At 74.3% G+C, this 12,345-nt stretch carries 6 protein-coding genes; 4 read left to right on the forward strand and 2 right to left on the reverse strand.

Going from position 1 to position 12,345, the window contains the following annotated elements; translation table 11 throughout:
- Positions 1–375: 375 nt before the first annotated feature.
- The gene (locus WMF34_RS23400) at positions 376–969 is read left to right on the forward strand and encodes a hypothetical protein (RefSeq protein WP_012237163.1); all 594 of its coding nucleotides are present in this window, start codon (positions 376–378) and stop codon (positions 967–969) included.
- 395 nt (positions 970–1,364) lie between these two features.
- On the forward strand, positions 1,365–2,717 hold the full coding sequence (locus WMF34_RS23405) for a hypothetical protein (protein ID WP_157906857.1): 1,353 nt from the start codon (positions 1,365–1,367) through the stop codon (positions 2,715–2,717).
- A 220-nt stretch (positions 2,718–2,937) separates the two neighbouring features.
- On the opposite strand, the gene WMF34_RS23410 is transcribed toward WMF34_RS23405, so the two are convergent.
- Positions 2,938–4,461: a phytoene desaturase family protein gene (locus tag WMF34_RS23410; RefSeq protein ID WP_437994597.1), complete on the reverse strand. Its 1,524-nt coding sequence runs from the start codon at positions 4,459–4,461 to the stop codon at positions 2,938–2,940.
- Between the two features lie 330 nt (positions 4,462–4,791).
- On the opposite strand from WMF34_RS23410, the gene WMF34_RS23415 reads away from it, so the two are divergent.
- Positions 4,792–6,498, forward strand: a complete 1,707-nt coding sequence (locus WMF34_RS23415; RefSeq protein ID WP_437994598.1) for a protein kinase domain-containing protein — start codon at positions 4,792–4,794, stop codon at positions 6,496–6,498.
- Between the two features lie 210 nt (positions 6,499–6,708).
- A complete protein-coding gene (locus WMF34_RS23420) occupies positions 6,709–11,775 on the forward strand; it encodes a translocation/assembly module TamB domain-containing protein (RefSeq protein WP_437994599.1) in 5,067 nt (1,688 codons plus the stop codon).
- Positions 11,776–11,839: 64 nt separating this feature from the next.
- On the opposite strand, the gene WMF34_RS23425 is transcribed toward WMF34_RS23420, so the two are convergent.
- Entirely contained in the window at positions 11,840–12,337 is a 498-nt protein-coding gene (locus WMF34_RS23425) for a hypothetical protein (protein ID WP_012237168.1), read from the reverse strand.
- Between the last annotated feature and the right edge of the window lie 8 nt (positions 12,338–12,345).

The raw sequence follows: 12,345 nt of genomic DNA on the forward strand, positions 1-12,345 counted from the left end.
CGCCCCTTGCTCTCCAGCTCTCCACAGGCGTTCTCCACAGGAGATCCCCTGGACAACAGCTGGATTCTGTCGATTACCTTCGCCGCGCGCGCCTCTTCTCGTCATGGCCATTCGCACAGCCTAGCGGAACGCCGCGCCGCGGGGTGAACCGGCGCCCGACGACACGCGCAAACGCTCGTAATCACAACAGCTTTTACGACCGCAGGCACCGCCGTCCGCCCTGACGGGTTGGGACAATGTCCGTCCGATCGATCCCTTTCCCGACGGGTCGAAGATGACTATCCATGGTAGACATCAAGAACGCGGCGCGACGGCGTGTCTCTCGCACGAGCGTGTAAATGGCGCGCCGGAATGCTTCGTTTTGGAGGAGACTTCATGGAAAAGATCTCGCTCACGTACTTTGTCGACTTCGTTCTCAAGGCCGGGACGCCCAAGCTGACGGGCGTCAGGGAGTTCAAGGAGCGGAAGGACGAGCTCCACACGGACTTTTACAGGCAGGTGCGAGAGGCGATCGTCGACATGCACAGGAGCGGAAAGCCCACCAGCGTGCTCGACGGCTTCCTCGCCGCGCAGCACGACGAGCGGCGCCGCCGCATCTACCCGTCGGTGGTGAACGGATATCGCAAGTTCCTCGCCTCGACGAGGATGACGTGGTTCGAGCCGCCGGCGTCGACGTACCGCCTCGGCGATCTCGAGATCAACGTCAACCCGGAGCTCGGGCTCGTCATCGATGGGACGCCGCATGTCATCAAGATGTATTTCCGCGGGGAGCCCCTGTCGTCCAAGCGCGTCTCGGTCGTGCTGAACCTGCTCATGAACGGGCTCGCGGAGAGCACGCCGGGCGGCGCCTTCGCGGTGCTCGACGTACGGAACGCCAAGATTCACACCTTCAAGGTGCCGAACCCGCGGCTCAGCCTGCTTCTCCGTGGCGAGGCGGCCTCCTTCGCCACCATCTATACCGGGCTGTGATCGCGGCGCCGCCGGGCGGGGCGGCGCCGCGCAGGCATCACACCACGTCGTCTCCCGGCGTCCACCGAGCCCACGACGCCCACCGCGATACCGGCGTTGCCACGCCGCGCGCCCTCCGCCGCTCATCCGGGCGCGGGGCGCGCGGCGCGCGTGCCCCGCCCGGAGCACGACGCGCACCGGGTGGACGCGGGAGCCGAAAGGTCGATGTCACGACGACGACGCCGTGACGCCATGACGCGACGACGCGACGACGCGACGACGCGACGTCACGACGACGTGATGACGCGACGCCGCAACGAATGGCGCACACGCAATCGAGCTGTAGGAGATCGACGCCACTGGCCTCATCGCAGAACGAACGCGGAACGTACGCGGAACGTACAAGCAGAGTAAAAATGACCGATTCAGAGAAAGAGAACTACGATCGCTCGGGCAGTTTCGTTTATCCTCGGGCTGCCATGGACCGCCGCGCGCAGATCACCGCAACCCCGCTTCATGTGCCCAGCATTCTTGTGGTCCTTGATCCCGCGTGGCCGGCGCTCTTCAGCCTGTGCCTCGCGGTGGCGCCGGGCTGCGGGGTGCTCCTGCACCGCTGCGACGCGGCCACCGCCGCGACTATCGCCGCCGAGCGGCGGCCGCTCGCGATCCTCCTGTCCAACAGCATCTACGCGAGAGATCCCGCCGATTTCGAGGCGCTCGCCCGGGACGTCCGCTCGACGCTGCTGCGGCTCGATGAGGAGGTCAGCGAGCGAGAGCTCGAGGCGATGCTGAACGGCGCGCTGCGCGAGACGCGCGAGATGAACGCGCAGCGCGACGCGGGTCGGCGCGACGAGGCAGGCGGGCGCTACACGATGATCGGGGCGCAGCGCAGCGAGACCTTCGGCCACAAGGCGGCCTCGGGCGCGGACACCCGCGCACCGCAGCGGGCGGGCGCGAGCGCGGATTCCCGCCTCGCGCCGCAGGTCCGCGAGAGGTCGGCGAGCCAGAGCACGCTGCCGCCGCCATCGGCGCGCTCCGCCGCCCCGCTGTCGGCCCGGGCGCCCCTCGCGAGCCACGCGCTCACGCCGGTGCCCCCGTCGAGCGCGCCGCCTTCGTTCCGCTCCCCGCCGGTGCCCTCCGCGCCGCCGCTGGCGCGCACGCAGCCGAGCGCGTACGCGCCGGGCGGGTCACCATCGGCGCCGCCGCCCTCCGCCCGCTCGCTCTCGGGCCCCGCACATGTGGTTGCGGAGGCCGCCGGGAGCGGCCGTCTGTCGAGCCTGCCTCCGTCGTCGCGCCCAGAGCCCCTGTCGAGCCCGCCTCCGTCGATGCGCTCACAGCTCCTGTCGGGTCCACCTCCGTCGACGCGCGCGCAGCCGAGCGTGCCGCCGGTCCCCTCGTCGCGCCCTCTGCCAGGGGGCCCTGCGGCGCGTCGACCCACGCCGACGCCGTCGAGCGTGCAGGCAGGGCCGCCTTCCTCCAGGCGCAGCCTGCCGAGCCCGCCGTCCTTGCGCACGATGGCGAGCTCGCCCCCCTCGGTGCGCTCCGTCCCGCCCGGCACGCTCTCGAGCGCCGAGCCCCCGCCGTCGATCAAGACGATGGGGCCTCTGTCGGCGCGGATGGCTCCGGCGTCCTCGGTGCGCCCCGAGCTATCGCCGCGCTCCGGCGTGCGAGAGCGGGGCAGCGAGGAGCTAGATGCCGTGTTCGAGGATCAGAAGCTGCCGCTCGACGCGCTCGCGCGGGGCAACCGCGGCACCACAACCACGCGCTGAAGCGCGGGCCAGAACGGTTCCTGCCCACCTCTGCACCATCCAGAGCAGAGCGGCAGCAGAGCGGCCCATGCAGAGCAGAGCGGCGGTCACCCGCACAGGAGACGGGCCCAGATCGGCGTTTTCGGCGCGCAAGCGCACTCCAGTGCGCTGAGCACCGAAAACGTCGAGGTGGGCCCGTATCCGAAGCGGGTGACCGTCGCTCTAGCGGGTGACCGCCGCTCTAGCGGGGGCGCGTGAGCCATGAGGCGGTGGAGCCCGCGGCGCGCCCGAGCAGATCGCCCGCGATGTCGAGCAGCGCGGGCGGGGCGGGCGCGCCGAGATCGCGGCCGAGATCGACGAGGATGCGGTCGACGCACTCCATCGCGCTCGAGGCGGCGAGATCCATCCCCGCGCCGCGCCCGCCGGCGGCGCGCCCTGCGAGGTACAGCCCCCTCACGGGCGTGTACACCGCCGGCCGCGCGCGGCCGACCTGGCCAGGCGTCTGCGCCGTCCCCGACGCGAGCTCGCCGCCCGGAGCGCACGCCTCTCCGCCTCCGTCCTGGATTGATCCGTCGACGAAGATCGCCTGGGAGAGCACGCCGGGCACCGCCGCCGACAGCGCGCGCAAGAGCTCGTCGACCGTCGCGCCGGGTCCGGCGCGCGAGGCGCCGCCGCTCCCCCCCGGTACGGCGCACGCGCAGAGGAGCTCATGCCCAGGCGGCGCGAGCGACGGGTCGAAGCGCGTCGGCGCGAGGCAGTAGAACGGAAACGCTGGCGCGCCGGCGCCGCCGGCGAGACCGGCGAGCGCGCCCGCCGGGACGAGCCGCCTGCGCAGCCCGATCTTGACCTCGACCAGCCTCGGCTGGGGCGCGATCGCACGGACGCGCGCCACGTAGGCGTCGGGGAAGTGCGGCTCGCCAACGAGGCCCGACACGGTCCGCAGGAGCCCGGCCGCGCTCACCACGATGCGCGCGGGGAGCGCCGTTCCATCCTCGAGCTCGACGCCCTGCACGCGACGATCGCGCACCAGCACGCGGCGCACGGTCGCGCCCGTCCACACGGCAGCGCCGAGCTCCCGGGCCAGGCGGCAGAAGACCTCGGGGATCCGCGAGGCGCCTCCCTCGGGATAACGCTGCCGGCCGGCGCGGGCGAGCCGGCGCAAGGAGAACAGCGCCTCACCCGCGGACGCCTCGGCTCCTGGCAGCAGCAACGGCAGGCCGAGCAGCCCGCCGAGCCGAGCGGCGGCCGCGGCGCGCGGGATGAAGCGGGCCACGTACGCCTCGGCCGTCACGTCGTCGCACGCGGCCAGATCGACGTCGCGCATCGCCGCCGCGTGCGCGAAGAGACGCGCGGCGCCCGCGGCCTCCAGCGGCGTGAGGTCGAGGCCGCGCGCGAGATCCAGGGCGGTCCCGGCGAGCCGGAGGAGATCTGTCCGAAGGACGACGCGGCGAGCGCGCGCGGTCCCGGCGCGGGCGCCCGTGAAGCAGAGCGCCGCCGGCTCGTCGCTCTGCTGGAAGGTGATCGCGTCGCCCTGGCCCACGCGGCGGAGCACGTCGCCGAGCGGGCCTTGGTCGCCACAGCCGAGCATGTGCGTGGTTGTGTCGATGCGGAAGCCGTCCCTCTCGTAAGCGGCAGAGGAGCCGCCCAGCCGGCGCTCCTTCTCGACGAGCAGGGCCGGGATGCCGGCGTGCGCAAGGAGGAGCGCCGCGGCAGCGCCGCCGACGCCAGAGCCGATCACCACCGCGCGCAAGGGAGCCTCGTCCATGGCGTCACCAGAACATATCGCGGAGAGCCCGCGCGGCGCGCGCCGCGCCGCCGGCAATCACGCGGAAACCGCGCTGGAATCACGCTGGCAGACGCGAGACCACGCGAGACCACGCTAGCCCACGCGAGGGGAGGCCGCGGGATGCGAGGCGGCGCGCGGGCCACGTGGGAGGACGCGGGGCCGCGTGAGGAGACGCCGGGCTACGCGGAATCACGCAGGGCAAGGCAGCGCAGCACACCACGATTCGACAAAGCGCCGAGGCGCGCGCCGAGCGTTGACCCTCGAGAGCGGCCCCCCGTAGAGTGTAGCCTTGCAGCCGACGTGCCCGCTATGAAGACCTGCCCGCAGTGCCATCAGCGTTACCCGGCCGACAGCGCCTTCTGCTTCATCGACGGCTCGTCGCTCGTCTCCGAGAAGGATCCCCGCATCGGGACGTCGATCGCGGGTCGGTACGTCATCGAGCAGGGCCTCGGGATCGGCGGGATGGCCACGGTCTACAGGGCATACAACAAGCTGATCGGCACCCCGTGCGCCATCAAGATCCTGAACCGCGAGTTCGCGCAGGACACGACGACGCGGGAGCGCTTCCGGCGCGAGGCACGGCACGCGCAGCGGCTCGCGCACCCGAACATCATCGAGATCTTCGATCAGGGCGACACCGACGACGGGCTGCCCTTCCTGGTGATGGAGCTGCTCCAGGGGACGAGCCTCGCCGACGTGGTGGAGCGCAGCCGGGTGCCGCTCGCGCGGGCCCTGCCCATCTGGGTGCAGATGGCGCGCGCCCTCGGCCGAGCGCACGACTTCGACGTCGTGCACCGCGATCTCAAGCCGGAGAACGTGTTCCTGATGAAGGGCGACTGGGTGAAGCTCCTCGACTTCGGCATCGCCCGCTGCGCGCAGGACGCGCGCCTCACGAACCTCGGCGAGATCTTCGGCACACCGCAGTACATGGCGCCAGAGCGCAGCACGACGATCGACGCTGGCCCCCCGGCGGACCTCTACTCGCTCGGGGTCATCATGTTCGAGATGATCACGCAGCGGCTGCCGTTCGACGCCCCGGATCCGGCGAGCTGGATCCTGAAGCACATGAACGAGCAGCCGCCGCACCTCAAGGAGCTGGCCCCGGAGATGCCGGACGCGCTCGACCGCCTCGTCAGCGCCCTGATGGCGAAGGAGCCCTCCGAGCGCCCCGTCGACGCGTACCGCGTGCTCGCGGAGCTCGAGGAGATCGCGGCCGCGAGCCGGATCGCGCTCCCCCCGCCGCCGGAGGCGATGCCGCGCGACTCGGCGGTGCGCTCGAGGGGCGCCGGGCGCGATCCGTGGGTCAGCCGGCTCGATCTGTTCGAGCGGATGACGGCCCGCGCGTTCGGCGCGTCGGCGCCGGTGGACATCCAGCGGCAGCTCGAGGCGCTGCGCGGCGTCGTGCGGGAGCACGCCGACCTCCGCTCGAGGGCCCTCGACGAGCAGCGGCGCCTCGAGGGCGTCGCCGAGGAGTGGCGCGACGGCCGGATGCAGATCGGGCGGGCGATGGACGCGCTCACGGTCGACGCCTCGCTCACGCGCGAGGAGGCCCGGTCGTTCCGCGCCAGGGTGGCGCCGCTCAGCGCGGCGACGCAGGCGTTCGTCCCCGAGGTGCTGATCGCGCACAAGGAGGCCGTGCGCTGGGAGGGCCGGTGCGGGTTCGCCGAGCCCTACCTCGAGCTCGCCGCCAGCTACCGCAAGCTGGCCGAGCTCGTCGAGGGCTGGTATGCGTCGCGCAAGGCGGACTACGAGGCGGAGAGCGAGGCGATCGCCCGCGAGCACGAGGTGGCCGAGGTGGACGCGCAGATCAAGAAGCTGCGCGAGCGCCTCGAAGAGCTCGACCGGCAGCTCGAGGCGCGGCGCCGGGAGTCCCAGGAGCGCATCGCCGAGATCGGGCGGAGGGTCGATCAGCTCGACGCCGAGCTGCTCCACCTGGCCAGCCGCTTCTGCGCGCCGCTCCGATCGAAGCCGGAGCTCGGCACGCTCTTCGTGGAGCTCGAGCGGCTCGCCGGCTGACCGCTCCGCTCCGGCGCGCCTCGGGCGCACATCGTGGCGGCGTGTCGCAGGTCGCGGCGCTCCGGCGAGGACCTCCCTGCGGCGCGCGTGGATCCGGCGCGGGCGCGCCCCCGCGGAGCTCGACCCGGCGGCGCGGCGTTCGTCCGCCGCCTGCCGTCGCGCCGCGCGCCAGCACGGTCGCCGCGCCCCGTGCGTACTAAGCTACCCGCCGTGACGCCCGACCCCGCACCCGAGGCGCGGCGCTCCTCGGCACCGCGCCCGCCGCGCGCGCCGGGACGCGCGCGCCGCGCCGCGTCCGCCGTCGCGGCGGCGCTCGGGCTCACGCTGACGTTCGCGGGCGCCGCGGCCGTGGGCGTCGCGCTCCACCTCGACACGCCCGCCGCGCGCCGCGTGGCCCGCGACGCCACGAACCGGCTCCTCGGCTCGCTGTTCCAGGGGCGGATCGTCGCTGACGAGATCGACGCGCTCGGCCTGGGCGGCGTGCGGATCCGATCCGCGGTCGCGCTCGATCCACGCGGGAACAAGGTGATCCGCGCGAGCGGCCTCGAGGCGCGCGCCGACGTGCTCGCGATGCTCCGCGGCGCGCTCTTCGGCGCGGGCGCGCTCCGCATCGAGGTCCCGTACATCCGGGTCGAGCAGGCCGACGTGCTGGTCCAGGACAACGGCGCGGGGGGCGTCACCCTCGGCGACACGTTCACGCCGCTGCCGCCGCGAAGCCCGCCCTCGTCCAAGCCCCAGGGGCCTCCGCGCGACGTCGTCGTCGCCCTCTCGCACGTCGAGATCGGGCGCGGGTGGGTCCACGGGCAGGTCGCTCCGCCGCGCGCGCTCGACGCCGATGTCAGCCGGCTCTTCGGGTCGGTGCACGTCGGCCCGGAGGGCGTCGCGGTCGACGTCAATCAGACGGGGCTCGTGGATCGCGCGTTCCTGCCGGCCAGGACGGCGGGCACGGCGAACTACCACCTCCGCGCCGGGGACGAGGTCCGGATGTGGAGCAGCTTCGCGGGTCGGCTCGCCGACGTCGAGGTCACCGCGCGGGCCGTGCTCGACGAGGAGCACCTCGAGGCGCAGGCGAGCGTCCCGCGCGCCACGCCGGAGCAGCTGCGGAGCCTCCTCCCGGATCACCCCCTGACCGAGCCCATCTCCGCGCGCGTGGCCGTGAACGGCCACCTCCCTCAGCTCGACGTGGTGGCCTCGGCCTCGGCGGATCCTGCCGGCCCCGCGGGCGGCGGCCTCGCCCTCACCGGGCGGCTCGACGTGGCGGGGCCCGTGCGGCTCGACGCGGAGGTCCAGGCGCGCGACGTCGATCTGCGGCTCTTCGGCGTGCGCCTCTCGCCCGATACGGCGGGCGGCGCGGCGCCCGTACCGGCCGGCGCGGCGCCCGTACCGGCCGCGCCCGCCCGGCCCCGCGCCGCGCCCCCCCTGACCCGCGCCGCGCCCTCCCTGCCCCGCGTTGCGCCCGCGCGGCTCCGCGCTGCCGCGGCGAAGCCCGCGCCGGAGCGCGGCTCCGATCCGGCGCCCTTGATCACCGCGGACGGCCGGGTGCGCGTCGAGCTCGGCGACCTGCTCCGGCTCTCCGTCGAGGCGCGGACCGAGCCCACCGCGCTGCTCGGGCAGCGCGTGCCGGCGGCGGACGTCCACCTCGTGCTCGACCGCGGCGAGCTCCACGCGCGCGCGCACCTCCACGAGCCGGGCGCGCCGATCGACGCCGCCGTCTCCCTCCTGCCGGGCGGGCAGGGCCTCCGCTTCGCGGCGACGGCCGACATCCCGGCGATCGCCGCGGCGCCGCGCCTCGCCGGGCCCGTCGACGGCGCCGGCCGCGTGCGCGTCGAGGGGAGCCTGCGCGGGGGAGCGCTCGACGCGCGCGTCGAAGGCGCGTTCGCCGGGCTCCGGGTCGGCCAGGACGTCGCGCTCGCCAGCGCGCGCGTCGCGGGGCGGGTCTCCGGGCCGATCGACGCGCTCTCGATCGACGCCTCGCTCTCCGGGAAGGAGGCGCTCGCCGGCGGCCACACCGTCGACGAGGTCACCGCGCAGATCTCCGGCCCGCTCGCCTCGCCGAGGCTCCGCGCGACGCTCACCGACGGCGACGACGCCCTGAGCGCCTCCGCGCGGCTGAGCGCCGCTCCCCTCGCCCTCCGCGACGTCGAGCTCCAGCTGAAGCGCGACGGCGCCGCGGCCGCGGGGAAGATCACGGCGATCACCTCCTCGGCCGGCGGGCTCGCCGTCGAGGGGCTCGATCTCTCCTCGGCCGAGCTCGGCTCGCTGAAGGGCCGGCTCGCGGTGCGCGGCGATGACGTGACTGGACGCCTCCGGGGCGACGGCATCGACGTCGGCCGCCTGGCCCGGATCCTCGGGATCCCGATCCGCGTGCGCGGCCGCGCGGAGGTCGACGTCGCGCTCGATCGGGACCGCGAGACCGGGCGCTCGGGCCACGTACGGCTCGGCCTTACGGGGGGCGAGGTCGCGTTCCTGTCCGGCATCTCGGCGCAGCTCACGGCGACGTTCGAGCGCGACCAGGTCAAGGCCGACGGGTCCGTGCGCATCGACGCGAAAGCGCCGCAGCCGAACGGGAACGGCGGGCAGCCGCCGAACGGCGCGTGGAACGACGCCCTGCCGCGGTGCGCCGGCACGCTCGCGAGCGTGCGTGTGTCCGGCGCCGAGGGCACGCTGGAAGGGCCCCTCCTGCGCGCGGAGACCTGGACCACCCTGGTCGGGAAGGCCGAGGTCGCCGCGGACGACTGGGACCTCGGCTGCCTCGCGCAGCTCATGCCGATCGGGCACATCGTGAGCGAGGTGCGCGGCAAGCTCACGACCCGCTTCGGGGTGTCGCGCGCGGCCGGCGAGCCGTTGCCTTCGCTGCACGACGTGCTCGTGCGGACGCACGGCCTCGCGCTCGCCGGTCCTCATCGGCTGGGCGCCGAGCGCCCGGCCTGGGAGTCGCGCTTCGTCGACGCGCAGCTCAAGGGCTCGTTCAGCGGCGCGACCGGCAAGGCGGACGCCGCGCTGACCCTGTACGACGGCGGGCTGCTCGCCGACGTCTCCGGCGCGATCGAGCTCGATCTCGAGGCGCTCACGGGGCCGCCCGCGGACCGGTGGTCGTCGCTCCTGCGCTCGCCCATCGCCGCGCACGCCTCCATCCCGCGGCGCGGGATGGACCAGCTCACCACGCTGCCCTCGTTCGTGCGCGAGGCGCTCCCGCCGCTCGCCGGCGAGGTGCGGATCGACGCGTACGCGAACGGCACGATCGAGCGTCCGTTCCTGACGGCGCGCACCCTCTGGTGGGGCTTGACCTACGCGCCGCCGGGCGCCTCGAGCGCGACGGATCTCCTTTTCCCCACCGATCTCGACGCGTGGCTCACGTACGACAGCGAGAAGGCCACGCTGGACGCGCACGTCACGCGCGGCGCGGCCGAGATCGCGACCGTGAGCGCCGAGGTGCTCGCGCCGCTCGAGCGCCTGCTCGCGGACGTCCCGGCGCGCGCGCTCAAAGGCGCGCCTCCGCCCCCGGCGTGGACCGGCTCCTTCCGCGCGACGCTGCGCGAGGTCCCGCTCGGCGAGATCCCCCTGCTCGCCGACAGCGGCATCGCCGGGCGCGTGAGCGGCGAGATCGAGATGCGCGGCCTCAACATCGCGCCGTCGCTCAAGGCGCGCCTCACGGTGCCGGGCGTCACGCTCGGGAGCGACCTCGCCTTCGAGCGCGGCGTGCTCGCGCTGCGGATCGACCCGATGCGCGAGGCCGGGCGCGGGCACCTCCGCGTCACCGAGCTCGCCCTCGAGGGCCGGCGCGGCGGCAAGATCCGCGCGAACGCCTTCGCCAGCGTGCGCTTCCGCGGCGGGCTCATCCCGGTCCTCGACGGCGAGCGCACGGACCTCGCCATCTCCGCGGAGCGCTTCCGGCTCGCGGCGCTCCAGCCGCTGGTCGGCGGCCTGCTGAGCAAGGTCGATGGGACGCTGGACGGCGACCTCCGCATCGAGCTCGGCGGCCCGTCCGACGCGGACGGCAACCTCCGCGCCCAGCTGGAGGTCAGGGACGGCGTCGTGCACATCCCGGAGCTCGGGCAGGAGCTGCGCGACGTGGCCGCCCGCGTCACGGCCGAGGGCGGCGTCCTCCGGATCGAGGGCTTCCGCGCGGCGGGCACGACCGGGATGGCGCAGGGCTGGGCGCTGTTCCGGCTCGCCGGGCTGGCGCTGCGCGACGGCGCCGGGGCGCTGACCATCGCCGAGGACCAGGCCCTCCCGCTCACGCTCGAGGGGGTGCCGCTCGGGACCGCCTCCGGGGCGCTGTCGTTCATCGCGGAGAAGAAGCCGGGCGAGCTCGCCCTGTACGCGACGGTCCCCACGCTCCGCGTCTCGCTGCCGGCGACGAGCAGCCGCGACGTCCAGCCGCTCGGCGACAACCCCGACATCTCCGTCTCGCACCCGCTCGGGCCGGAGAAGCAGCGGCGCGCGGCGGACGCGCTCCGCTACTCCGTGGCGTTCGACGTGCGCGACGCGTTCGTCAGCGGCGCGGGGCTGAGGCTGCGCCTGCAGAGCGCCGAGGACGCGCCGCCGCGCGTCGTGATCGGAGAGGACACACGGGTGTCGGGCGGCATCGTGATCACGCGGGGCGAGCTCGAGATCTACGGCAAGGCGTTCGAGATCGAGGGCGGGCGCGTGCGCCTGCGCGAGGAGGACGCGTCGAACCCGCACCTGAACGTCACGGCGCACTGGGACGCCCCCGACGGCACGCGCATCCACGTCGCCTTCAACGGCAACCTCCGGCCCATCACCGACAGGTCGCTGCGCTTCACCTCGAGCCCGCCGAGCTCGCAGCAGGACATCCTCGCGCGGCTCCTGTTCGGCGCCGATTTCTCGGAGGGCGCGCAGGCCGCGGGCTCCCAGACGCCCGCGGGCCTCGCGGCCGGCGGCGTCGCGGCGTCGGTCGGCAGCGAGATCGCGTCGGCGCAGTTCAACGCGCTGCTGAGCGGCATCGCGCCGCTGCGCGGGCTGACGACGCGGTTCGGGACGACCTCGGAGGGCGCGCTGCGGACGAGCCTGGTCTACCGGCTGAGCGACAACCTGACGGCGCAGGCCACCTTCCAGGAAGGCGCACAGCAGAGCGCCGCGACGGGCTCGAGCGGGCCGACCCCCGGCGGGACGGCGAGCGAGCGCGGCACGCGGACCGAGGTCACCATCGACTGGCGCTTCAGCGAGCACTGGACGCTCCGCGGCACGGTGGGCGTCGACGCGCGCCAGGCGACCTCGGGCATGCTCGACCTGCTCTGGCAGTACCGGTACTGAGCCGAGCGCGGCCGCCTCGACCCCGCGCGCCGGCGATCCCTCCCTGGATCTCCGGCGCGCGGGGCTAGCGCGCGGCCCGCGAGGGCAGCGTGACCTCGCGCCCGCCCACGCGGAGCGTGGGCGGCTCGGCCTCGACGAGCAGCGGGGCGAGCTGCGTCTGCGCGTGGCGCGAGAAGCGCGCCTCGAGCGCGCCGCTCCGGGCGCGCGCGTACACGACGCCGTCCTCGCCGAGGGAGAGCGTCGCCGGATCGAGCGGCTCCTCCGTGCCGTCGAACAGGAGCAGCGAGACCGCGCCGCCCTCGCCGATCCGGAGCGCGTCGACGAAGAGCGGCGCGTCGTCGACCTGGAAGTAACACCAGTCGTAGCCGTTCGTGAGGATCGGCCGGCCGTCGTCCGGGTGCCGCCCGATCCAGGACCGGAGCCCGCGCTCGATCGCCGGATGGTCGACCCGGGCGCCGTCGTGCCAGAAACGGCCCTCGCGATCGAGCCGGATCGAGCTCTCGCGGGAGGTCCCGGGGGGCGGCGCGAAGCGGAAGAAATCGGGATGGTCGCCGGGTTTCATGGGTCACC

It is taken from the genome of Sorangium sp. So ce145 (genome assembly GCF_051525985.1).
Taxonomy (GTDB): Bacteria; Myxococcota_A; Polyangia; order Polyangiales; family Polyangiaceae; genus Sorangium; species Sorangium cellulosum_B.

Excerpts from the sequence above, each read along its gene's own strand:
- WMF34_RS23400 (WP_012237163.1), top strand. The coding sequence starts at position 376 with ATGGAAAAGATCTCGCTCACGTACTTTGTCGACTTCGTTCTCAAGGCC.
- WMF34_RS23405 (WP_157906857.1), top strand. The coding sequence starts at position 1,365 with ATGACCGATTCAGAGAAAGAGAACTACGATCGCTCGGGCAGTTTCGTT.
- WMF34_RS23415 (WP_437994598.1), top strand. The coding sequence starts at position 4,792 with ATGAAGACCTGCCCGCAGTGCCATCAGCGTTACCCGGCCGACAGCGCC.
- WMF34_RS23425 (WP_012237168.1), bottom strand. The coding sequence starts at position 12,337 with ATGAAACCCGGCGACCATCCCGATTTCTTCCGCTTCGCGCCGCCCCCC.
- WMF34_RS23410 (WP_437994597.1), bottom strand. The coding sequence starts at position 4,461 with ATGGACGAGGCTCCCTTGCGCGCGGTGGTGATCGGCTCTGGCGTCGGC.